The organism is Massilia sp. ST3 (assembly GCF_018119405.1).
GTDB lineage: Bacteria > Pseudomonadota > Gammaproteobacteria > Burkholderiales > Burkholderiaceae_D > Telluria.
Map to the genome: position 1 here is coordinate 1 of NZ_JAGPWC010000026.1, position 20978 is coordinate 20978.

The 20978-nt window shown below is 69.4% G+C and carries 22 protein-coding genes; 13 read left to right on the top strand and 9 right to left on the bottom strand.

Annotated features, from left to right (window positions below; genetic code table 11):
• Window positions 1-1055 (bottom strand): NYN domain-containing protein (locus KBW98_RS11030; protein ID WP_211520187.1); only part of this gene is annotated, 1055 nt, incomplete at its 3' end.
• A 132-nt stretch (window positions 1056-1187) separates the two neighbouring features.
• On the opposite strand from KBW98_RS11030, the gene KBW98_RS11035 reads away from it, so the two are divergent.
• Entirely contained in the window at window positions 1188-1613 is a 426-nt protein-coding gene (locus KBW98_RS11035) for a hypothetical protein (RefSeq protein ID WP_211520188.1), read from the top strand.
• Between the two features lie 100 nt (window positions 1614-1713).
• Here the strand turns inward: KBW98_RS11035 and KBW98_RS11040 are convergent, their stop codons facing one another.
• A complete protein-coding gene (locus KBW98_RS11040; RefSeq protein WP_211520189.1) occupies window positions 1714-2133 on the bottom strand; it encodes a DUF1810 domain-containing protein in 420 nt (139 codons plus the stop codon).
• A 77-nt stretch (window positions 2134-2210) separates the two neighbouring features.
• Here KBW98_RS11040 and KBW98_RS11045 point away from each other — a divergent pair, with 77 nt between their 5' ends.
• The 5 genes from KBW98_RS11045 to KBW98_RS11065 all read left to right on the top strand — a co-directional run bounded on the left by KBW98_RS11045 (window position 2211) and on the right by KBW98_RS11065 (window position 7070).
• On the top strand, window positions 2211-2426 hold the full coding sequence (locus KBW98_RS11045; RefSeq protein WP_211520190.1) for a DUF3820 family protein: 216 nt from the start codon (window positions 2211-2213) through the stop codon (window positions 2424-2426).
• 100 nt (window positions 2427-2526) lie between these two features.
• Complete coding sequence (locus KBW98_RS11050) at window positions 2527-2925, top strand: response regulator transcription factor (RefSeq protein ID WP_211520191.1); 399 nt, start codon at window positions 2527-2529, stop codon at window positions 2923-2925.
• Between the two features lie 21 nt (window positions 2926-2946).
• The gene (locus KBW98_RS11055) at window positions 2947-3996 is read left to right on the top strand and encodes a HEAT repeat domain-containing protein (protein ID WP_211520192.1); all 1050 of its coding nucleotides are present in this window, start codon (window positions 2947-2949) and stop codon (window positions 3994-3996) included.
• Entirely contained in the window at window positions 3993-5411 is a 1419-nt protein-coding gene (locus KBW98_RS11060) for a glycosyltransferase (RefSeq protein WP_211520193.1), read from the top strand. The genes KBW98_RS11055 and KBW98_RS11060 overlap by 4 nt, the downstream gene beginning before the upstream one ends.
• 3 nt (window positions 5412-5414) lie before the next feature.
• The gene (locus tag KBW98_RS11065; protein ID WP_211520194.1) at window positions 5415-7070 is read left to right on the top strand and encodes a hypothetical protein; all 1656 of its coding nucleotides are present in this window, start codon (window positions 5415-5417) and stop codon (window positions 7068-7070) included.
• Window positions 7071-7152: 82 nt separating this feature from the next.
• On the opposite strand, the gene KBW98_RS11070 is transcribed toward KBW98_RS11065, so the two are convergent.
• Window positions 7153-9453 carry an ATP-binding protein gene (locus tag KBW98_RS11070; RefSeq protein ID WP_211520195.1) on the bottom strand — a complete coding sequence of 767 codons (2301 nt, stop codon included), beginning with the start codon at window positions 9451-9453 and terminating at the stop codon, window positions 7153-7155.
• Between the two features lie 197 nt (window positions 9454-9650).
• On the opposite strand from KBW98_RS11070, the gene ribA reads away from it, so the two are divergent.
• From ribA to KBW98_RS11105, 7 genes are all read left to right on the top strand, one after another.
• The gene (ribA, locus tag KBW98_RS11075; protein WP_211520196.1) at window positions 9651-10283 is read left to right on the top strand and encodes a GTP cyclohydrolase II; all 633 of its coding nucleotides are present in this window, start codon (window positions 9651-9653) and stop codon (window positions 10281-10283) included.
• Between the two features lie 84 nt (window positions 10284-10367).
• Window positions 10368-11786, top strand: coding sequence for a serine protease (locus KBW98_RS11080; protein WP_211520197.1), 1419 nt, complete (start codon window positions 10368-10370; stop codon window positions 11784-11786).
• The gene (locus tag KBW98_RS11085) at window positions 11783-12742 is read left to right on the top strand and encodes an FHA domain-containing protein (RefSeq protein ID WP_211520198.1); all 960 of its coding nucleotides are present in this window, start codon (window positions 11783-11785) and stop codon (window positions 12740-12742) included. Before KBW98_RS11080 ends, KBW98_RS11085 begins: the two co-directional genes overlap by 4 nt.
• Before the next feature lie 99 nt (window positions 12743-12841).
• The gene (locus KBW98_RS11090) at window positions 12842-13078 is read left to right on the top strand and encodes a hypothetical protein (protein ID WP_211520199.1); all 237 of its coding nucleotides are present in this window, start codon (window positions 12842-12844) and stop codon (window positions 13076-13078) included.
• A 440-nt stretch (window positions 13079-13518) separates the two neighbouring features.
• Entirely contained in the window at window positions 13519-14574 is a 1056-nt protein-coding gene (locus KBW98_RS11095) for a sensor histidine kinase (RefSeq protein ID WP_211520200.1), read from the top strand.
• Complete coding sequence (locus tag KBW98_RS11100; RefSeq protein ID WP_211520201.1) at window positions 14562-15272, top strand: LytTR family DNA-binding domain-containing protein; 711 nt, start codon at window positions 14562-14564, stop codon at window positions 15270-15272. The genes KBW98_RS11095 and KBW98_RS11100 overlap by 13 nt, the downstream gene beginning before the upstream one ends.
• Before the next feature lie 170 nt (window positions 15273-15442).
• The gene (locus KBW98_RS11105) at window positions 15443-16681 is read left to right on the top strand and encodes an acyltransferase family protein (RefSeq protein WP_211520202.1); all 1239 of its coding nucleotides are present in this window, start codon (window positions 15443-15445) and stop codon (window positions 16679-16681) included.
• On the opposite strand, the gene phaP is transcribed toward KBW98_RS11105, so the two are convergent.
• From phaP to KBW98_RS11135, 6 genes are all read right to left on the bottom strand, one after another.
• Window positions 16678-17238 carry a TIGR01841 family phasin gene (gene phaP / locus KBW98_RS11110; RefSeq protein ID WP_211520203.1) on the bottom strand — a complete coding sequence of 187 codons (561 nt, stop codon included), beginning with the start codon at window positions 17236-17238 and terminating at the stop codon, window positions 16678-16680. The two genes, KBW98_RS11105 and phaP, sit on opposite strands and share 4 nt — an antisense overlap.
• Window positions 17239-17389: 151 nt before the next feature.
• Complete coding sequence (locus KBW98_RS11115; RefSeq protein ID WP_211520204.1) at window positions 17390-18280, bottom strand: ion transporter; 891 nt, start codon at window positions 18278-18280, stop codon at window positions 17390-17392.
• Window positions 18277-18705: a VOC family protein gene (locus tag KBW98_RS11120; protein WP_211520205.1), complete on the bottom strand. Its 429-nt coding sequence runs from the start codon at window positions 18703-18705 to the stop codon at window positions 18277-18279. The genes KBW98_RS11115 and KBW98_RS11120 overlap by 4 nt, the downstream gene beginning before the upstream one ends.
• Complete coding sequence (locus tag KBW98_RS11125; protein ID WP_211520206.1) at window positions 18692-19246, bottom strand: NADPH-dependent FMN reductase; 555 nt, start codon at window positions 19244-19246, stop codon at window positions 18692-18694. Before KBW98_RS11125 ends, KBW98_RS11120 begins: the two co-directional genes overlap by 14 nt.
• 79 nt (window positions 19247-19325) lie before the next feature.
• Window positions 19326-19634, bottom strand: a complete 309-nt coding sequence (locus KBW98_RS11130; protein WP_211520207.1) for a hypothetical protein — start codon at window positions 19632-19634, stop codon at window positions 19326-19328.
• Window positions 19635-19636: 2 nt separating this feature from the next.
• On the bottom strand, window positions 19637-20896 hold the full coding sequence (locus KBW98_RS11135; RefSeq protein WP_229429124.1) for an MFS transporter: 1260 nt from the start codon (window positions 20894-20896) through the stop codon (window positions 19637-19639).
• Between the last annotated feature and the right edge of the window lie 82 nt (window positions 20897-20978).

A 20978-nucleotide genomic window follows, 5' to 3' on the forward strand; every position in this document is an offset into this window, starting at 1 on the left:
GCCGCCTCGGCGTCCGGCTGGACCTCGGGCGCGGCAGGCGCCTGCTCGCCACGGCTGCCCTGCTTGCGGCCGCCACGGCCGCGGCGGCGCGGTTCGCGCACCGTTTCTTCCTGCGGCGCCTCGGCGGCGGCCTCGCTGCGCGGCTCGGCGGCCTCGGCCTGCTCGGCGGCGTAGGCTTCCGGCGCCGCGTCAAGAACCGGTTCCGCAGCCGGCACCAGGACCGGCGCATGGGCGCTGCGGTAGACATAGGTACCCGACTTCTCGTCGCGGCCGAACTCGAACAGGCCGCGCGTCTGCGCTTCCTCGAGCAGGTTGCCGAAGGTGCGGAAGCCGAAATAGGTCTCGTTGAAGTCCGGGCGGCGGCGCTTGAGGGTGTCCTTCAGCAGCGAGGCCCAGATCTTGCCGGTATCGCCGCGCTCGGTCACCAGGGCGTCGAAGGTCTCGACCACCATCTCCAGCGCCTGCACCTTGCGCGCGTCCAGTTCTTCCTTGCGGCGGTCGTCGCTCGGGCGCTTGTTCTGCGGCTGGCCCCGGCGCGCGTCTTGCTCTTCCTTGCGCTTGGCCGCCGTACGGCGCTGCTCGCGCACCAGGTCGTCGTAGAAGATGAATTCGTCGCAGTTGGCCACCAGGAGGTCCGAGGTCGACTGCTTCACGCCCACGCCGATCACCTGCTTGGCGTTCTCGCGCAGCTTGGAGACCAGCGGCGAAAAGTCGGAGTCGCCGCTGATGATGACGAAGGTATTGACGTGCGACTTGGTGTAGCACAGGTCGAGCGCGTCGACCACCAGGCGGATGTCCGCCGAATTCTTGCCCGACTGGCGCACGTGCGGGATCTCGATCAGCTCGAAGTTCGCTTCGTGCATGGTCGACTTGAAGCCCTTGTAGCGGTCCCAGTCGCAATAGGCTTTCTTGACCACGATGCTGCCCTTGAGCAGGAGGCGCTCCAGCACGGGCTTGATGTCGAATTTTTCGTAGTTCGCGTCGCGAACGCCCAGGGCGACGTTCTCGAAGTCGCAGAACACCGCCATGCTGATGTTGTCGGAGGATGAAGCCATGAATTGTTGTTTTCTGGAAAATGTTGGGAGATTCAAGGGCGATTATACGCAACAAGGCGGCGACGGCGCGTCACGGGCTGCGCAAGGCCCGCATCTGGGATAATGGCGGGGTCCACGCGTCCAATCACCGCCATGCAAAAACCGACCCTTACCTATCTCCATGTCCGTCCCAACGAGGAGCTGCCCCCGCTCGGGCAGTTCCCGCCCTTCCTCGCCGTGCTCGTGATCGACGAAGTCTGCGAGGAGATGTGGCGCTGGGAAGCCAGCCGCTGGCTGGCCGCGTCCTCCTGCCGCTACGTGCTGGCCTGGGGCCAGTATTGCGAGGACTGGGCCGAATCGGTCGACGACGCCAACCTCGAGGCCTTCGACTACGAAGACATTCCCGACGAGAAGCTGGTGATGACCACCTCGCACGAGGAAGAGGAACTGGACGAGGTGTTCTGGTTCGCCAAGCACCGGGCGCGTCATCCGACCTTGGTGCTGTCGCAGACGGTGATCGTGCATATTGCCGAGCGGGGGCGCAAGGAGGTGCTGGAGAAGCAGTATGCGCAGGCGTGACACGGCAATCCCGCGGCATAAGCACGTCACCCCGGCCTTCGCCGGGGTGACGGTCTTGGGCTAACAATAAAAGGGCAGTTTGCAGCCCGCGTACAAGCCCTCACAAGCGCGCCAGCGTATTCCGATCCGGCGCCCCATCGAAATACTTGTCGATACACGCCTGGAACACCGCCACGTCCGGCGCCACGTCGGCGAACAAGGTCATCGACGAATGGAACTTGAGGTCGTCCGGCGGCGGAAACACGTCCTCGACGACATCGGTGTCGAGCGCCGCCACGATGCCCGCGCACTCGTTCATGCGTCCGCCCAGCAGCGAATGGGCCAGGTAGGCCGCCGCCTCGTCGGTCGAGCGGATGGCGTAGCGCTGCGACATCTCGCTCTGCCCCAGGCCCGCGATCTGCGGAAAGATGAACCACATCCAGTGGCTGCGCTTGCGTCCCGCGCGCAGCTCGGCCACGACCTGCTCGTAGACCGGAGCCTGCGCATCGACGAAACGTTGCAGGTTGAATTCGTCTGTCATGATCTCCCCTCCCTGTCGCTTAGATGCCATGGGTTCTTTTTTGTTTGCGTGCTCCGTGTTTGCTAAAGTATCGCACGATGAATTCCGAACACCTGACACTGCTCCTGGTCCGGGAGATGCCCTATGGCAAATACAAAGGACGCAAGATCGCCGACCTGCCCGGGCATTACCTGGGCTGGTTCGCCCGCGAAGGCTTTCCCAAGGGCGAGCTGGGCCAGCTGCTGGCCCTGATGTACGAACTCGACCACAACGACCTGCGCGACCTGCTCTATCCGCTGCGCACGCGTCCCTAGCAGGCGGAAGCGGGTCAGCGTGTCCCTCGTCTATACTGGAGGGAACATCACGACCGGGTTTGCCGCTATATAATCCGGGCAACACCACTCGCCACTACCGATGCCGAACGATACCGCTTCCACGCCGCTGGTACTGGTCGTCGAGGACGACGACCACATCGCCCAGGTCCTGCGCTTCATGCTCGAGCGCCAGGGCTACCGGGTCACGCATCTTGCGGACGGGCGTGCCGCCAGCGAGCATATCGCGACGGCCACGGCCGCGCCTGACCTTGTCCTGCTCGACGTGATGCTGCCCTATATCGACGGCTTCGAAGTCGTGCGCCTGGCGCGCGAGCGCGCCGACTGGGCCGCCGTCCCCATCCTCATGCTGACCGCCAAGAACACCGAACGCGACACGGTACGCGCCCTCGATGCCGGCGCCAACGATTTCGTGATCAAGCCCTTCCAGCCGAACGAACTCCTGGCGCGCGTGCGCCGCTTCCTGAGGCCCGCGGCATGACGTCACCTCACCGAGGCCCCATTGGCGATCGCCCAGTCGCCTGACACCTTCGTCACCGTCGCGGTCTGGACGGGCGCCGTCGCGCTCGCGCTCACGCTCCTGCTGAGCATCCAGATCCTGCTGATGCGCCTGTCCCTGCGCCGCCGCGAGCGGCGCGAGGCGCGGGTGCTGGCGCGCTGGCGTCCGCTGCTGAACCAGGCCATCGTCGGCGAACATCCGAGCCTGCCGGTGCTGGAGCCGGGCGAGCGCCTGCCCTTCCTGCGCCTGTGGGTGCACCTGCAGGGCTCGCTGCGCGGCGAAGCCACCGACGCCCTGAACGCGCTGGCGCGCGAACTGGGGGCCGACCGCCTGGCGCGCGCCTTCCTGGCGCGCGGCGCGCGCCAGGAACGACTGCTGGCGGTGCTGGTGCTGGGCCACCTGCGCGACCGCGAAGCCTGGCCGCAGCTGCTGCCGCTGGCGGAACTGAGCGACAGCGCGCTGTCCCTAACGGCCCTGTGGGCCCTGGTGCGGGTCGATCCCGAGGCCGCCGCCGAGTACCTGACGCCGCTGTTCATCGAACGCGAGGACTGGGCGCTGTCGCACGTCGCCGGCATCCTGCAGCAGGCCGCGGCGCCGACCGCGGCGGTGCTGGGGCGCGTGCTGCCCACCCTGCCCGCCGAACGCCTGCCGCGCGCCCTGCGCATCGCCGAGGCGCTGCGCGTGCCGCTGCCCGGCCCGGTGCTGGCCGGCTCCCTGCGCAGCAGCGCGGTGCCGGTCGTGATCGCCGGCCTGCGCAGCGTGATCACGCCCGAGACCATCGCGGAGGTGCGCGCCCTGCTCACCCACGAGGACTGGCAGGTGCGGGTGCAGGCGGCGCGCGCGCTGGGCCGCATCGGCGCCCGCGAGGACGCCGAGCGCCTGCGTGCCCTGCTCGCCGACCCGCAATGGTGGGTGCGCTACCGCGCGGCCCAGGCCCTGCGCGAGCTGCCGGCGCTCTCGCGCGCCGACCTGGAACAGCTGCGCGACTCGCTCACCGACCGCTTCGCCGCCGACATGCTGCAGCAGGTGCTGGCCGAGGAGGAGACCGCATGAGCTTCGGGAGCCTGCTGGTCGAGTTCATCACCTGGTTCGTGTTCTGCTATTTCATCGCGCTGAACGTGGGCTACCTGACGCTCAATGTGTTTTCGTTGCGGGCGCTGCGGCGCAAGGGCCAGGAACTGTTCATGGCCGAGCTGCCGCGCGCCTACTCGGGCCTGGAGCCGCCGATCAGCATCCTGGTCCCGGCCTACAACGAGGAAGCGACCATCGCCGCCTCGATCCGCTCGATGCTGCAGCTGAGCTACGCCGAATTCGAGATCGTCATCATCAACGACGGCTCGAAGGACGGCACCCTGGACGTACTGAAGCGCGAGTTCGCCCTGCTGCCCTTTCCCGAGGCCTACCGGCGCCAGATCCCGACCCAGGAAGTGCGCCAGGTCTACCGCTCCACGCGCTACCCGAACGTGCGCGTGATCGACAAGTTCAATGGCGGCAAGGCCGACTCGCTCAACGCCGGCATCAACATCTCGCGCTACCCGCTGTTCTGCGGCGTGGACGCCGACTCGATCCTGCAGCGCGACAGCCTGGCCAAGGTCACCGAGCCCTTCCTGCGCGATCCTACCGTGGTGGCCGCCGGCGGCACCGTGCGCGTGGCCAACGGCTGCCAGGTCAGCGGCGGCTTCCTGACCCAGGTTGGCCTGCCGAAGAACATCTGGGCCCTGTTCCAGGTGGTCGAGTACCTGCGCGCCTTCCTGTTCGGGCGCCTCGGCTGGTCGTCGATGAACGGCATGCTGATCATCTCGGGCGCCTTCGGCGTGTTCCGCAAGGACGCCGTGGTGCTGGCCGGCGGCTACCGCCGCGACACCATCGGCGAGGACATGGAGCTGGTCGTGCGCATGCACCGCCTGCTGCGCGAGCGGCGCCAGCCCTACCGCATCGAGTTCGTCCCCGACCCGGTCTGCTGGACCGAGGCGCCGGAAGACTACCGCACCCTCAAGAACCAGCGCATCCGCTGGCAGCGCGGCCTGGCCGAAAGCCTGAACGCCAACTGGGGCCTGCCTTTCTCGCGCAACGGCGGCGTGCCGGGCTGGGTCGCCTTCCCCTTCATGCTGCTGTTCGAGTGGCTGGGGCCCCTGGTGGAACTGGGCGGCTACGTGTTCATGGTGTGGGCCTTCTTCACCGGCATGGTGTCGTGGCAGGCCTTCGGCGCCTTCCTGTTCGTCGCGGTGGGCCTGGGCATCCTGCTGTCGGCCTCGGGCCTGCTGCTGGAAGAGATGTCCTTCCACATTTACCCGCGCGGCAAGCAGCTGCTGGCCCTCGGCCTGGTCGTGATCCTCGAGAACTTCGGCTACCGCCAGCTCAACTCGGTCTGGCGCCTGACCGGCCTGTGGCGCTGGCTGGTGCAGAAGGAATCGACCTGGGGCACCATGAAACGCAAAGGAACCTGGCAAAGCAACGCGCCCAAGTGAACCATGTCCCGCTATCTTCTTCCCCTGCTCCTCATGACCGCACCGGCCCACGCTGCCTCGCTCTACCTGTGCCCCCTCGACAAGGCGCCGCAAGCGGCGATCGGCGCCGGCGTCACCGCGCCCGACGGGGCGCGCCTGCGCGTGCTGGTCAGCGAGGCCGCCTCGCTGCCCGGCTGCCGCAAGCTGGCGCTGGGCCTGGACACGGCCCGGATCGAAGCCGTGTATCCGCTGCCGCGCGATGCGAAGCCGGAGCAGACCATCCTGCTGCAGGGCGACGACAGCAAGGGTGCGCTCGACGTCAGCGAGCACACCCTGATCGCGTCCAGGCCGGAGCCGGATCCGCCGGCGCCGATGCCCTTCGGCGAGAACCTGCTGGCCGCGATGCAGCTGCGCAGCTTCGGCGTGGAGGAAAGGGTGACGGCGACGCTGCAGGATGGCCGCCTGCGCATCGCCTGCAAGGCCGGCGCCAAGCCGGCCGGGGTGCTGCTGCGCGGCCCCTGGTACCTGCCGCGCGCCGAAGCGGCGCTGCAGGCGACATTTTCAGGCAGCGGAGCCTTCCTGTGGCAGGCGGCGGACGAGGCGCGCGCCGCGCGCGAAGGGGCGCTCGACATGGGCAGCCTGCCGGCCGGCGGGCGCCTGGCGCTGCCGCCCGGTCTGGAGCGCGGCGCCTGGCGCCACTTCACCGTGCTGTGTCCGCAGCAGGCGGCCAGCCTGTCGCTCGACGCCTTGACCCTGGAACCGGCCGCCGCCCACCCCGCGCCGCGCTCGACCTGGATCTGGAGCCGCACCGAGTGGCGCGAACGCGGCCAGGCCATGCTCGACTGGGCGGCCGGCGAGCGGATCGGCGAGATCTTCATCACCGTGCCGCTGGCGGAAGGCCGGGTGGCCGAGCCGGAGGCGCTGGCCGCCTTCATCAAGGCGGCCGGTGCGCGAGGGATCGCGATCACGGCGGTCGAGGGCGACCCGCACATGGTGATGCCGGAGCAGCAGGCGCCCACCGCCGCCCGCGCCCGCGCTTATGCCGACTACAACGCCCAGGCCGAACCGGCGGCGCGCCTGAAGGGCATGCAGTTCGACGTCGAGCCCTACCTGATTCCGGCGCACGTGCTGCCGCCCGCCCAGCGCGACCGCCGCTACCTGGAACTGGCGGCCCGGCTGCGCCAGGCGGCGGGGACGATGCGGCTGGAGTTCGTCGTGCCGTTCTGGTGGGACAGCAAGACCGAGCTGCTGCGCGAACTGGCGCAATCGGCCGACGCCTTGTCGGTGATGGACTACCGCACCGACCCGGGGCAGATCTACCGCTTCGCCGTGCCTTTCCTGGACTGGGCCGAGGCGCACGGCAAGCAGGTGCGCATCGCGCTGGAGGCGGGGCCGATAGGGGCCGAGACCCAGCGCCGCTACCGGCGCGCGGCGCCGGGTGCGGCGGGGGACATGCTGCTGGTGGAGCTGGACGGGCTGCCGGTGCTGGTGCTGCTGCGGCAGCCGGCGGCGCATCCGAAGGCGCAGGCCTTCACCCTGGCCGGGACACGGCGCATCGATGGGTCGGCGACGACGTTTCATGGGGACAAGGAAGCGTTGAGGCGCTTGCTGCCGAAGCTGGAGGCGGTGTTCGGGGCGTGGAAGGGGTTTGGGGGGATGGCATTGCATGAGTGGCGGTGAAGTGCAGTAACAGTCTGCCCGCAGCCCAAAAACCGTCGTCCCCGCGCAGGCGGGGATGACGGTTTTGAGGGTAGGGCCTAGTTCAAGCGGGGTGGTGCGCCGCCACCGGCAACTCCACCACGAACCGCGTCCCCTTCCCCATCTCGGTCTCGAACACGATCGTCCCCCCATGCTCGTCGACGATCGCCTTGCTGATGCTCAGCCCCAGCCCCGTCCCGCCCTTGGGCCGCGTATCCGCCGAATCGGCCTGTGCAAAGCGCTCGAACACCCTGTCCCGGAACTCGGGCGGTATCCCCGGCCCCTCGTCCGTCACCGTCAGGCGCGCCCGGCCCTGCAGCTGGGACAGGCCAAGGGTCACGGCCTTGCCGTGCGGCGTGAACTTGATCGCGTTCGACAGCAGGTTCACCAGCACCTGGACCATGCGGTCGTGGTCGACCTCGGAGCGGATCTGCTCCGCGCCCTGCGGGCGGTCCAGGCGCAGCAGCACGCCGGCCTCGCGCGCCTGGCCCTGCATCGAGGCAAGCGCGTGCTCGGCCAGCGGCAGCAGCGGCTGGGCGGCGCGCCGGTATTCCATCATGCCGGATTCCATTTTCTGGATGTCGAGCAGGTCGTTCACCATGCGCACCAGCCGCTCCGCGCTCTGGCTGGCGATGCGGATCAGGCCCGCCACGTCGGGCGCCAGCTCGCCCGCCATGCCTTCGTCGAGCATGGACAGCGAGGCGCGGATCGAGGTGAGCGGCGTGCGCAGCTCGTGCGAGACGGTCGAGATGAATTCGTTCTTCAGGCGCTCGATCTTCTTGCGCTCCGAGATATCGTGCAGGAAGACGCTGAAGAAGGCGTCCTCGCCCTCGCCCGCCAGCCCGGCCGTCATCTCGATGGTGAATTCGGCGCCCTGGCGGTTCATCACGGTGCGCTCCAGGCGCCGCCCCAATACGCCGAGCTGGCCGGTCTGGCGGAAAGCATGCAAGGCCTTGCCGACGCTGGCCCGGTGGCGCTCCGGCACCACCAGCTCGGCCAGCGGCCAGCCCACGGCTTCGTGGCGGCGCCAGCCGAACATGCGCTCGGCGGCCTTGTTCCAGTCGACGATCATGCCGCGCTGGTCGACCGCGACGAAGGCGTCCTGGGCGGCGTCGACGATGGCGACGATGCGCTGTTCGCTGGCGCGCACCGCTGCCAGGGCGCGCTCCAGGTCGCGCGTGCGTTCCTCCACGCGCCGTTCCAGGGTCGCGTTCAGGTCCTGCAGCTCGGCGCGGCGCTGCACCAGGTTGTTCACCAGCGCGTTCAGGGCGCCGGACAGCTTGCGCACCTCGTCGTAGCCGTCCCGGCTCGGCACCAGCGCCGTGGTATCGCCGCGGCGCAGGCGGTCGGCCGAATCGGCCAGTTCGCCGAGCGGACGGGTGATGCGGCGCGCCACCAGCACGCCGGCCACCGAGAACAGCACCGCCAGCGCGGCGCCGCTCCACAGCGCACGCTCGCGCAGGCGCCGTACCGGCTGGTAAGCATCGCCGATGTCCTGGCGCACCAGCACGTTCCACCCCAGGCCCGGATAGATGCCGCGCCCGCGCGTGGCGCCGTAGCCGACCAGGTAGGAGCGGCCGTCCGGCCATTCCTCGACCAGGTAGCCGGTGCGCCGCTGGCGCGCTTCGCGCAGGCTGGGCTGGTCGATGGTCTTGCCCTGCAGGTCCTCGGGCCCGAGCAGCACCACGCCCTCGGCGCTGACGATCAGGGCCTGCACCTTGCCGCGCATCTGCACCGGCGCGATGATCGAGCGTTCGACGTCGCGCGCCCATTGCCAGGACAGGTGCACGCCCAGCACGCCCGCCGGCCGGCCCTGCGCGTCGGCATAGGGAAAGGCGACGTCGACGAAGCGGCGCGGTTCGCCGTCCTGCGCCGGCAGCAGCTTGGCCAGCAGCACGGCCTCGTGCACGTCGCCTACGTGGATGCCCTTGAGCGCATCGCGGAACCAGGGACGCTGCGCCACGTTGGCGCCTTCCAGCAGGCCGCGCGCCTCGACCAGCACCTTGCCGTCCAGGCCGGCCATGCCGATCCATTCGTAGTACCAGTAGGTTTCCTGCATATCGGCCAGCACCTTGCGGCGCTCTGCCTGGGTGGTGCCCGGATCGACCAGGTCGCGGCGGCGCGCCATCAGGCCGACCTCGCGGTAGCGCTCGTACATGCCGCGGTCGAGCTTGTCGGCGGTCTGCATCGCCATCTCGCCCAGGCCGTGGCCGATGCTGTTCTTGACCTGCTCGGTGGAGGCGCTCTCCACCACCTCGACCAGCAGCAGGGTCAGCACCACGGTGAGGGTGGAAAACGCCAGCGCCAGCCACGCTCCCAGGCCGCGCGGCTTCAGAGGGTCGATCAGGGAGCGAAAAGTTGCCATGGCGCACATAAAAAATGGAATCCACAGGGTAACACACCCGTGCAGGCACGGCCGCCAGTGGCGAACGCGCCTACCCGGCGCGGGTAGGCGGGCGCCGGCCGGCGCCGGTGAACGTCCCCCATTCCGCACGGCCACAGCCGATTTCCGGTAAACTTGCGTGTTACATGGAATCACGCCACCGATTGGGAAACACCGTCATGCAAGCCACCGCCGCCCCCGCCCTCCTCGACTACGCCACCTCGTGCACCCTGCCCACGCCCTGGGCCCAGTTCACGCTGCACGCCTGGGTCGAGCCGGCGACCGGCAAGGAGCACCTGGCGATGGCTCTGGGCGACCTGTCGACCGGCGAACCGGTGCTGGCGCGCGTGCATTCCGAATGCCTGACCGGCGACGTGATGTTCTCGCAGCGCTGCGACTGCGGCGCCCAGCTCGAGGGCGCGCTGCAGCGCATCGCCGAGGAAGGCCGCGGCATCCTGCTCTACCTGCGCCAGGAAGGGCGCGGCATCGGCCTGGTCAACAAGATCCGCGCCTACCGCTTGCAGGAAGCCGGCGCCGACACCGTCGAAGCCAACCTGCAGCTGGGCTTCCACGCCGACGCCCGCAACTACGAGCTGTGCCGTCCGATGCTGGAGCAGTTCGGCATCAAGGCGGTGCGCCTGATGACCAACAACCCGCGCAAGATCGACGCCCTCACCCGCCTCGGCATCGAGGTGGCCGAGCGCGTGCCGCTGCTGGTCAACCGCAACGCCTTCAACAACAGCTACCTGAACACCAAGCAGGCCAAGCTGGGCCACATGATGACGCCGCTCACCGCGTCCGACGCGGCCTGAGCCTTCCGCCGGGCGCGTAACGCGCGCACTCGCCGTTGATCTGGTGGCAAGATGGAGTCCTTCGTCTTGCCATCAAGAGATTGCATGAAACGGGTTGTCATCGCTCTTCTACTGTCCTGTATCGGGCTGAGCGCGGCGACCGCGCCAAGTGCGCCGCCCGCCGCCTCCCGACCCGCGAACCAGGTAGCGCAGCAGGCCGCCGGCCAGGCCGCGCAGGCGCTGCCGCCCGCCGCCACGCCGCCCGCGCCCGACCCCGGCGAAGTCGAGGCCCTGGAGCCGTTGCCGCCGCCCTCGTCCGCCGCCCAGGACCTGTACGCCTCCGCGCGCGCCGACCTGCTGCAGATCCGCATGCTGCTCAAGAACGGCCGCACCCAGTCGACCGTGGGCTCGGGCTTCCTGGTCGGGACCAACAACCTGGCGGTCACCAACTACCACGTGGTGTCGCAGATGGCGCTCGACCCGGACGTCTACACCGCCGAATACATCGACACCGACGGCAACACCGGCCCGGTGGAGCTGATGGCGGTCGACGTCCTGCACGACCTGGCCGTGGTGCGCGTCAACCGCAACGGCAGCGGCTTCTTCAAGGTGCCGGAGCGCCCCGTCAAGCTGAGCCAGGGCCAGTACCTGTACGCGCTCGGCAATCCGCTCGACCTCGGCTTCGCGATCTCGGAAGGCTCGTACAACGGCGTCCTGCAGCGCAGCTTCTACGACCGCCTGATCTTCAGCGGTCCGATCAACTCCGGCATGAGCGGCGGCCCGACCATCACCGCCAGCGGCACCGTGGCCGGCATCAACGTGGCGCGGCGCCTGGACGGCGAATCGGTCAGCTTCCTGGTGCCCGTCAAGCATGCCCAGGAGCTGCTGCGCAAGGTGGCCGCCCAGCCCGCGCCGCCCAGGGATTTCAACCCGCTGATCGCCCAGCAGCTGCTGGTGCACCAGGGCGGCATGGTCGACCGCCTGCTGGACGAGCCACTCACGCTCAAGGGCATGGGGCCCTACCTGGTGCCGGTGCGCGAATCGGGCCAGGTGCGCTGCTGGGGGCGCTCGACGGTCAAGGCGGCAGCCGCCTTCAGCGTCGACGCCATGAACTGCGTAATGCAGTCGGCGGTGTTCGTGTCGGACTCGCAGCAAACCGGCTCGGTGGCGGTGAGCCACCGCTACATTCGTTCGGGCAGCATGGAGCCGCTGCGCTTCGCGGCGCTGGCCGGGGACCTGTTCGGGGTCGAAGGCTTCGGCAACCTGGGCGACCCGCGCCTGACCAAGCCCTTCTGCACGGAACGCTTCGTGCACACCCGCTCACTGCCCCTGCGCGCCGTCACCTGCGTGCGCGGCTACCGCAAATTCGAGGGCCTGTACAACTTCACCCTGCTCACCGCCAGCACCGACGCCGCCCAGGCCAGCCTGCAAAGCCGGGTCGACGTGGCCGGCGTGTCGTATGAAAACGGCTTGCGCGTGACGCAGGCCTTCCTGGGCGCCTTCGGGCGCAGCGGCCGCCGATGAACGGGCCCTGGACCATCGAGATGTTGGCCCGCAACGGCGAGGTGCTGCACCGCTACCGCGTGGCCGCGCTGCCGATCCGGGTCGGGCGCGCCTACGACAACGACTTCATCGTCGACGACGACTACACCGCGCCCCACCACGTCCTGATCGAGGCGGGCGAGGACGGCAAGCTGCTGCTGCGCGACCTCGGCACCCGCAACGGCATCGTGCACAAGGGCCGCCGCGTCACGGAGCTCGGGCTCGACGGCGACACCGTGGTGCGCATGGGGCACACCAGCCTGCGCGTGCGCGGCGCCGACTACCCGGTGCCGCCCGAGCTGCGCGACCGCACCATGCACGGCTGGGAAGGCCTGCTGCCGGGCGCCGCCGGCGCCCTGCTGACCGGCATGGTGGCGCTGCTGGCGGCCTGGCTGACCGACCGCGGCGCCTTCGAGCTGGAACGCTATGTGCAGGCGCTCGCAGCCGGCGTCGGCATCGGCCTGCTGTGGAGCGGCCTGTGGGCCTTCAACAACCGCGTGTTCGGGCGCCACGCGCGCCTGGGAAGGCACATGTTCATCTTTGGCTGCGGCATGGCGGCCCTGCTGGGTTTTCGGCTGCTGGAAAGCGTGCTGGCCTACGCGTATTCGTGGGAATGGCTGACGCGCTACGGTTCGCATGCGGCGGTGCTCACGGTGGCCGGCGTCATCTATTTTCACCTGGCCACCGTCAAGCCCCAGCTGCGGCGCCGCCTGCGCGCCATGTGCGCGGCGCTGGCCATGCTGGCCTCCGGCCTGGTGCTGGTCGGTAACCAGCAGCGCCACGGCCGCGTGGCTGACGAGCTCTACATGTCGGTGCTGCTGCCGCCCGAGATGCGCGCCAGCCCCGACGCGCCGGTGGCCGAGTTCATCGGCCAGGTCAAGGCGATGCGCGCCGAGATCGACGCCGAACGCAAGCGCAGGCCGGGCGACGACGGCTGAGTTGCCTTTCCGCATGCGTAGCGCGAGCCCGCATGAGCGCGTATAGTGCTGTCCTTGATAAAAAAAGATGCATCAGATGGTTCAAGGGAGATTGGAGACATGTCCGAACCGCGCCAGCGACGCTCCGACCAGGCCACGGCGAATGCCGTGGCACGCGGGCTGAACATTCTGTTTGTGCGCGACGCGCTCGTCGCACGACGCTACATGGAGCACAAGCAGGTGCCCGAGCCGGTGATCGAGCGTACGCTCACGCAACCGGCACAGCGCCGCAAGCTCACGCCCGAGCAATGCGTCACGGAGGCGATCTTGCCCTTGAACAGACGCAACAGCAGCTAGGCTGCCGTGTGGGCGGAGACCGCCGGGATGTGGCGCGCATGAAATGGCGCGCTACGCTCGCTCGAACTGCTGTCGCGCAAGGCCGGGACTTCCGCTACCGGTTGAACCATGGAGGCGACACGATGGTCGCCAGTCTGGCAATCGGCAGGGATGGGCAGGTCGGGCGGTATAGCTTCTCGCCGGAGTGAGTTCGGGACGAAGCCGAATGCCGTCGGCGGCCCGCGCATTCACCGTCATTCCGGCGCAGGCTGGAATCCAAGTTTTGCCAGCGCTATCGATGCGCCGGCAAACTTGGGCCCCCGCCTGCGCGAGGGTGACGTACGGAAGGTACTAGATTGCTTGGCTCCCCGCCTGCGCGGGGACGACGTACTAACGTACGTCGCTTTGACAAGCGGCGGCTGATCGCCGATCATCGGCCATTGCTCATCCACGCCGCCGCCATGCTCCCAAACCGCAGCACCATTGCCGCCATCCTCGCCTGGAGCCTGTTCTGGCTCCTGATGGTGCTGGTCGCGGTCGAGGACTACCGGCGCGACGGCGGCCAGGCGATCTGGCAGCCGATCCTGTGGGAGACCTCCTCGGCCCTGGTGGCCACTTCCCTGCTGCTGCTGCAGCGCCGCTTCACGGCGCGCCACGACGGCCTGATCGCCACGCCCTGGCGCTGGGCCCTGGTCCAGGCGCGCTGGCTGCCGCTGTACTGGATCGCCTTCGTGCCGGTGGTGTTCGGCATCCGCCACACGGTGTACGCACTGGCGGGCGCCAGCTACGAGCACGAGCCCTGGGGCGAGGTCTTCGTCTACGAAGCCTTGAAGATCACGGTGTTCGTCTGCCTGTTCACGGCGATCGGCTTCGGCCTGCTCTCCTACCGCCAGCTGCTCGGCGAACGGGTGCGCGCGCAGCAGGCCCAGGCCCTGCTGCGCGAAGCCCAGCTCGAACGCCTGACGCGCCAGATGCAGCCCCACTTCCTGTTCAATGCCCTCAACACCATTTCGTCGCTGATGCACCAGGACGTCGCGCGCGCCGACGCCACCCTGGTGCAACTGGCCGAGGTACTGCGCGCCACCCTGGCCCTGGGCGAACGGCCCCAAGCCAGCCTGGCCGACGAACTGCGCCTGGCGCGCGGCTACGCGGGCGTGATGGCGGAGCGCTTCGAAGGCCGGGTGAGCTTGTCGTGGGATATTCCCGACGAGGCGCTCGGCGTGGCGCTGCCCGCGGTCAGCCTGCAGCCGCTGGTGGAAAACGTCTTCAAGCACACCGTCGAACGGCGCCGCGCCCCGACCCGCATCGCCGTCAGCGCGGCCTGCCGCGACGGCTTGCTGGTCCTGCGCGTCGACGACGATGCGGGACGGCTCGACGCCAACGGCGCGCCCGGCATCGCCCTGGCCAACCTGCGCACGCGCCTGGTGGCGTTGCACGAGGGCCGGGCCGCCCTGGATCTGATCCAGCTGGAGCCGGCCGGGGTGCGGGCGGAAATGCGGCTGCCATGCGGCTCCTGATCGTCGACGACGAACGCCCGGCGCGCGACCGGCTGCGCCGCATGCTGGCGCTCGAAGCGGGCATCGAGGCGGTCGAGGAAGCGGGCGACGGCATCGAGGCCTTGCAGCGAATCAGCGCATTCGCGCCCGATGCGCTGCTGCTCGACATCGAGATGCCGGAACTGTCGGGCATCGACGTGGCAGCCTCGCTGCCGGCGCCGGCGCCGCTGGTGGTGTTCGTGACCGCCTACGACGAGTACGCCTTGCGCGCCTTCGACGCCGAGGCGGTCGACTACCTGCTCAAGCCCTTCGACCAGGCGCGCCTGCACAGGGCGCTGGAACGCCTGCGCGCGCGCCTGGCGGCGGGACATGCATCGCCCCTGCCCTCGGCGCCACCGCGCCAGCTGCTGGTGAGCGAGCGTGGCGCGACACGGGTGGTGCCGGTGGCCGACATCGAGTGGCTCGAGACGGCGGACAATTACGTGGCGCTGCACACGGCCCAGGGCGCGCCGCTGCTGCGCCAGACCCTGGCCGGGCTGCTGGAACGGCTCGGTCCGGGCTTCGTGCGCTGCCACCGGCGCGCGGCGGTGCGCCTGAGCTGCATCGACAGGATCGTGCCGCTCGACAAGGGCGACGGCGAGATCGTGCTGCGCAGCGGCGCGAGGGTGCCCTGCAGCCGCCAATACCGCGCCGAGCTGGTGGAAAAGCTCCAGCCGTAGGGTCGGCGGCTCCGCCGCCGCCGCGTCCAGGCGGCGCATGATGCCCAGCCCAAGCCTGCAAGCATGCGGCCCTCCGGTTCGCCCCGCCCCACTCCCGCTTTGCCCCTTTCCGCTGGCCCGTACGCACGCGCGGCGGCAAGCTGGCCCCATCTCCACTTCGTGAGCGGACCATGCAAACTCTCCCCCACCAGCCGGCGGCGCGCCTCTACTTCCTCGACTGGGTGCGCATCCTCGCCTTCTTCGTCCTGATCGCCTACCACATCGGCATGTACTACGTGAGCTGGGACTGGCATGTGAAGAGCCCCTTCGCCTCGGACGCGGCCGAGCCCTTCATGATGCTCTCCTCGCCCTGGCGCCTGACCCTGCTGTTCTTCGTCGCCGGCGCCGCGTCGCGCTTCCTTATCGGGCGCCTCGGGACGGCATCCTTCCTGCGCCAGCGCAGCCTGCGCCTGCTGGCGCCGCTGCTGTTCGGCATGGCCGTGATCGTGCCGCCCCAGCCCTATCTGGAGGTGGTCGAGAAGCTCGGCTACGGCGACGGTTTCTTCTCCTTCATGCGCCTCTACTACAGCGCCTACGGGGGCTTTTGCCGCGAGGACTGCCTCGACCTGCCGACCTGGAACCACCTGTGGTTCGTCGCCTACCTGTGGGTCTATACCATGCTGCTGGGCCTGCTGGCCGCACTGCTGCCGCCGGGACGGATCGCGGCCCTGGCCACCCGCGCCGGCAAGCTGCTCGGCGGCTGGAGACTGCTGGTCCTGCCGGCCCTGGCATTGGGCCTGGTGCGCATCCTGCTTGCCGGCCGCTTCCCGACCACCCACGGCCTGGTCGACGACTGGTACAACCATGCCGCCTACTTCGGCCCCTTCCTGCTCGGCGCCTTGATGGCGCACGCGCCGCGCTTCTGGGAGGGCATGACGGCGCTGCGCTGGCAGGCGCTCGGGCTGGCGCTGGCGAGCTGGGCCGCGATCGTCCTATGGAACGCCACGCCGGAGGAAGCCGTCAGCGCCGTCTTCGTCAGCAGTTTCTCGCCCGTCATGCGTTGCGTTTATACGCTGTGCACCTGGAGCGCCATCGTCGCGGCCTGCGGCTTCGCACGCCGCCACCTCGACCGCGACGGCCCGGCGCGGCGCTATCTCACGGAGGCGGTGTTCCCCGTGTACATCGCCCACCAGACCCTGATCGTGGTGCTGGCGCACGCCTTCAAGCCGCTGCGCCTGGCGCCGGGCCTGGAAGCGCTGGTGCTGGCGGTACTGACCATCGGCGGCTGCTTCGCCCTGTTCGAGGCGGTGCGGCGCGTGCGGATGCTGCGCCCGCTCTTCGGCCTGGCGCCCCTGCGCGCCCATGCCGGTGCGCGCAAGGGACAGGACGCCGCAGCGCCAGCACAAGCGGCGCCGGAACGCGCCGCCTAGTGGGCAGTGCTGCCGGACGAACGCGGCTCCTTTCCGGCCTGGGGCGGCGGCGCGGCCTTGTCGCCGCCGTTGCCGCTCATCGCCCGCTGGGCCTCGCCGCTGGGACGGGCGAAGGGGTCGGCCATGCTGCGCATCGCGTCCTGCTGCGAGCGGATGCCGCGCTCGGCTTCCTCGGCGGTGGAGCGCGCCACTTCGTCCACCAGGGCGCGCGCCGTACGGCTGGTGTTCTGCACGTGCTGCTCGGTCACGCGCGCCAGCTCGACCTGGGATTCGGCCGCCAGGCGCGCGATGTGCTGCTGGTAGGCACGCAGCTTCTCGGTGGTCGGCTGGGCGCGCGCCGCGGCGGCGCTGAGCAGCTCGGTCTGGCGGTCGGCGCTCAGCACCTGCTGGCTGGCCAGGGTGGTTTCCTCGAGCAGGGTTTGGGCCAGCTGGATATTCAGGTCGCACATGTTCTGGAAGGAACGGAACAGGGACTTCGACATCTCGTTGACGAAGGCGGCGTGCGCGTCCAGGTGACTGCGCACAGCCGGGGTCACGGATTGCGGAAATGGGTACATGCGGTTCCTCGCTGAAATGGTAGTTGGACGGGTGCCGGCGGCGTCCATGGCGCCGGCGATTCGGCACGAGCCTGATAGGCTAGCCCCGCGCCCGGAGCGGAGCTTGACGTATGCCAAACGAGTCCGAGGTCGTCCCCGGGGTAACCCATCCTCAGCCGGCTTCCAGCTGCGCTCCGCAATCCTTGCAGTAGCGGGCCGCCGCTTCATGTCCCGCGCTGCCGCAAGCCGGGCAGTCCCGCGCCGGCTGGCGCGGCCTTTCCTCGCCGCCGCGGCGGTCGGTGCGGCGCGCCGTCATCTCGGCCGTCACGATGCCGGTCGGCACCGCCAGGATGCCCCAGCCCAGCAGCATCATGAAAGAGGCGATGGTCCGTCCCAGCGTGGTCTGGGGCGCGATGTCGCCGTAGCCGACCGTGGTCATCGTCACCGTGGCCCAGTACATCGACAGCGGAATGCTGGTGAAGCCGTTCTCCGGCCCCTCGACCACGTACATCACGGTGCCGAGGATCAGGATCAGCATCAGCACCACCGACAGGAACACCAGGATCTTGCGCCGGCTCGCCGCCAGGGCTTCGCCCAGGCGCGTGTATTCCTCGATGTAGAGCGTGAGCTTGAAGATGCGGAACACGCGCAGCAGGCGCAGGATGCGGATGTCGATCAGCAGTTCGCTGCCCGGCACCAGCAGCGAGAAATAGGTCGGCAGCACCGACATCAGGTCGATCACGCCGTAGAAGCTGGTGGCGTAGCGCAGCGGGCGCCGGACGCAGGCCAGGCGCGCCAGGTACTCGACCGTGAACAGCAGGGTGAAGGCCCATTCCAGCCCCGCCATCGGGCCCGCATAGCGCTTGCCGATCGCGGGCACGCTGTCCAGCACCACCACCAGGATGCTGAGCAGGATGGCGCACACCAAGGCGATGTCGAAGCGCCGTCCTGCCGGTGTGTCGACGCCGAAGATGACGTCGAACATCGTGCGCCGCCAGCCGCCGGCGGGCCTGCCCAGCACGTCGGGCAGGTCCGAGGGCGCCGGCGTCCCCAGCGGGCTCATTGGTAAGGCGGCCCCTTGAGCTCCACCGTGTTGCCCTCGGGGTCCTGCAGGTAGATCGAAGGGCCCTCGCCTTCGGCGCCGTAGCGCGGCTCGACCGGACCGGCATCGACGCCGTGCGCCGCCAGGTGGGCGCGGATCGCGGCCTCGCTGAAAGGCTCGACGCGCAGGCACAGGTGATCGAGGTTGCGCCCCTCAGGACCCGGCGCGGCCCCGCCCATGCGGCCCAGCTTGCCCGTCACCGGCACCAGGTCGATCAGGGCGCTGCCGGCGCGCAGCTGGACCAGGCCGATCTCGTCCTGGCGGCGCTCGACCGGGCAGCCCAGCACCTGGCCGTAGAAGCCGACCATGCGATCCAGGTCGGTCACGCGCAGCACGATGTGGTCGAGCCCGCGCACCGGAATGGCGTGGCCCTCAGCGGGCTGCATGGCGTTCCACCCAGGCGGCGAAGTTGTCGACATAGGCCTGCAGGAAGGCGCGGGTCGAGTCGTCCGTCATGCGGGCGCCGTCGAACTTGGCCGCGATGCCGCCCAGGTAGGCCTCGGCCGGCAAGGCCGGCATCTGCAGGAAAGGCAGGGTCTGGCGCAGGTGGTGGTTGGCGCCGAAGGCGCCCAGCGCGCCGGGCGAGACGCTGACGATGGCGCAGGGCTTGCCGGTCCAGGCGGCCTTGCCGTAGGGGCGCGAGCCGACATCGATGGCGTTCTTCAGGACGCCGGGAATGGAGCGGTTGTATTCGGGGGTGCAGAACAGGACGCCGTCGGCCTGGCGGATGCGTTCGCGGAAGGCCGTGAAGGCGGCCGGCGGGTCGGCCGTTTCGTCGTCCTCGTTATACATCGGCAGGTCGCGCAGTTCGACGATCTCCATCTGCAGCGATGCGGGGGCCAGCTCGATCAGGGTGTTGGCGACCTTGCGGCTGAACGACTCCTTGCGCAGGCTGCCGACGATGACGGCGATATTCCTGGTTGCCATGGTGCTCCTTTCCGTGTGTGCGGTGGTGGAGCCATGATGATAAGCATTTTTGCGGCGGCGCGTTGCCGCCGGATCGGGTTCACAGGCGCAGGCGGCGGTACTGCTCGAGGAAGACGGCGGCTTCGCGCTTGTCCAGCACCCGCACCGGGTCGCCGTGCCAGGCATACAGGAAGGGTTCGCCGCCCTGGCGGTCGGTCAGCTTGGCCGACAGCAGGAAGCGCGTCCCCGCCGGGTAGCGCTCCGGATCGGTGAGCGCGCGCGCACACTGCACGCGCAGGCTGGTCGCGTAGGCCTGGCCCGGCACGGGACGGATGCGCAGGCGGCCGCTGCGCGGATCCAGCACCGACTCGACCGCCACGTCGCGGTAGGCCCAGGCCTCGCGCGCCATGCTCAGCCTTGCGCCGGGGCGAGGCCGGCCGCCTGCCGCGGCGCCGCCTCGCGGATCGGCAGGTTGACCAGGGCGGCGGCCAGGGCCAGCAGGATGTCGGCGTACCACATCCAGGTGTAGTCGCCGCTGTGCACGAAGGACAGGCCACCCAGCCAGGCGCCGAAGAAGCCGCCGATCTGGTGCGACAGCAGGGTGAGGCCGAACAGGGTCGCCAGGTAGCGCATGCCGAACAGCTTGCCCACCAGCCCGGCGGTCGGCGGCACCGTGGCCAGCCAGGTGAAGCCCAGCGCCGCGGCCATGATGTAGAAGGTCCAGGCGGTCTTGGGCGCCATGAGGTAGGCGACGATGATCAGGGCGCGGCTGCCGTAGATGATGGCCAGCAGGTGCTTCATGCGGTAGCGCGACGAGAGCGCGCCGGCCAGCAGGCTGCCCAGGATGTTGAACAGGCCGATCAGGGCCAGCGCGGTGGCCGAGACGCCGGCCGGCAGGCCGCACAGGGCAACCTCGCCCGGCAGGTGGGTGACCAGGAAGGCGATGTGGAAGCCGCAGGTGAAGAAACCCGCGTGCAGGCACAGGTAGCTGCGGTCGCGCATGGCCTGGCGCAGCTGTTCGGTGAGCGAGATCGCAGCGGGCAGCGGAATGGCCGTGCTGCTGATGGTGGGCGATGCCGTCGCCTTCTTGCGGCGCAGCGGCCAGGACAGGGGAATGGTCAGCAAGGTGGCGGCGGCCATGGTCAGCATGGCCCAGACCCAGCCGGCGCCGGCGATGATGGCCTGCATCAGCGGGGCGAACACGAACTGGCCGAAGGAGCCGCCGGCATTGATGAAGCCCGAGGCGAAGGCGCGGCGCGAGGCCGGCAGGCGCTGGGCGGTGGCGCCGATCAGGATCGAGAAGCTGCCCGCGCCGGCGCCCGCGGCCGACAGCACGCCCATGCTGAAGATCAGGCCCCACTCGCTGCTCATGAAGGGCGTGGCGGCCGTGCCCACGGCCAGCATCACGCCGCCCAGCACCAGCACGCGGCCGGGGCCGTACTTGTCGGCGACGGCGCCGAAGATGGGTTGCGAAGCGCCCCACAGGAGCTGGGCGACGGCCATGGCGAAGCTGATCGAGGCGATGCCGAGGCCGGTGGCGGTATTGATGGGAGACAGGAACAGGCCGGTAGTCAGGCGCGCGCCCATGGTGATCATCAGGATGGCGCTGGCGGCCAGGATCAGGGCCCAGGCGGCGCGCGGGGTCATCTCGGGTTGGGCGGTGCTCGTCATGCTGTCTCCTGCGAAAGCCTAAACGTAGGGTGGGCGGGGTCACTTGGGCCAATGGTCCGAGTTACGAACGTCCACGCGGTGA

What these genes read in the sequence shown, in the direction of transcription:
- KBW98_RS11125 (WP_211520206.1), bottom strand. Translation starts at nt 19,246, where the DNA reads ATGGCAACCAGGAATATCGCCGTCATCGTCGGCAGCCTGCGCAAGGAG.
- KBW98_RS11115 (WP_211520204.1), bottom strand. Translation starts at nt 18,280, where the DNA reads ATGAGCCCGCTGGGGACGCCGGCGCCCTCGGACCTGCCCGACGTGCTG.
- KBW98_RS11070 (WP_211520195.1), bottom strand. Translation starts at nt 9,453, where the DNA reads ATGGCAACTTTTCGCTCCCTGATCGACCCTCTGAAGCCGCGCGGCCTG.
- KBW98_RS11120 (WP_211520205.1), bottom strand. Translation starts at nt 18,705, where the DNA reads ATGCAGCCCGCTGAGGGCCACGCCATTCCGGTGCGCGGGCTCGACCAC.
- ribA (WP_211520196.1), top strand. Translation starts at nt 9,651, where the DNA reads ATGCAAGCCACCGCCGCCCCCGCCCTCCTCGACTACGCCACCTCGTGC.
- KBW98_RS11085 (WP_211520198.1), top strand. Translation starts at nt 11,783, where the DNA reads ATGAACGGGCCCTGGACCATCGAGATGTTGGCCCGCAACGGCGAGGTG.
- KBW98_RS11105 (WP_211520202.1), top strand. Translation starts at nt 15,443, where the DNA reads ATGCAAACTCTCCCCCACCAGCCGGCGGCGCGCCTCTACTTCCTCGAC.
- phaP (WP_211520203.1), bottom strand. Translation starts at nt 17,238, where the DNA reads ATGTACCCATTTCCGCAATCCGTGACCCCGGCTGTGCGCAGTCACCTG.
- KBW98_RS11040 (WP_211520189.1), bottom strand. Translation starts at nt 2,133, where the DNA reads ATGACAGACGAATTCAACCTGCAACGTTTCGTCGATGCGCAGGCTCCG.
- KBW98_RS11130 (WP_211520207.1), bottom strand. Translation starts at nt 19,634, where the DNA reads ATGGCGCGCGAGGCCTGGGCCTACCGCGACGTGGCGGTCGAGTCGGTG.
- KBW98_RS11095 (WP_211520200.1), top strand. Translation starts at nt 13,519, where the DNA reads ATGCTCCCAAACCGCAGCACCATTGCCGCCATCCTCGCCTGGAGCCTG.
- KBW98_RS11090 (WP_211520199.1), top strand. Translation starts at nt 12,842, where the DNA reads ATGTCCGAACCGCGCCAGCGACGCTCCGACCAGGCCACGGCGAATGCC.
- KBW98_RS11065 (WP_211520194.1), top strand. Translation starts at nt 5,415, where the DNA reads ATGTCCCGCTATCTTCTTCCCCTGCTCCTCATGACCGCACCGGCCCAC.
- KBW98_RS11080 (WP_211520197.1), top strand. Translation starts at nt 10,368, where the DNA reads ATGAAACGGGTTGTCATCGCTCTTCTACTGTCCTGTATCGGGCTGAGC.
- KBW98_RS11050 (WP_211520191.1), top strand. Translation starts at nt 2,527, where the DNA reads ATGCCGAACGATACCGCTTCCACGCCGCTGGTACTGGTCGTCGAGGAC.
- KBW98_RS11045 (WP_211520190.1), top strand. Translation starts at nt 2,211, where the DNA reads ATGAATTCCGAACACCTGACACTGCTCCTGGTCCGGGAGATGCCCTAT.
- KBW98_RS11135 (WP_229429124.1), bottom strand. Translation starts at nt 20,896, where the DNA reads ATGACGAGCACCGCCCAACCCGAGATGACCCCGCGCGCCGCCTGGGCC.
- KBW98_RS11060 (WP_211520193.1), top strand. Translation starts at nt 3,993, where the DNA reads ATGAGCTTCGGGAGCCTGCTGGTCGAGTTCATCACCTGGTTCGTGTTC.
- KBW98_RS11100 (WP_211520201.1), top strand. Translation starts at nt 14,562, where the DNA reads ATGCGGCTCCTGATCGTCGACGACGAACGCCCGGCGCGCGACCGGCTG.
- KBW98_RS11035 (WP_211520188.1), top strand. Translation starts at nt 1,188, where the DNA reads ATGCAAAAACCGACCCTTACCTATCTCCATGTCCGTCCCAACGAGGAG.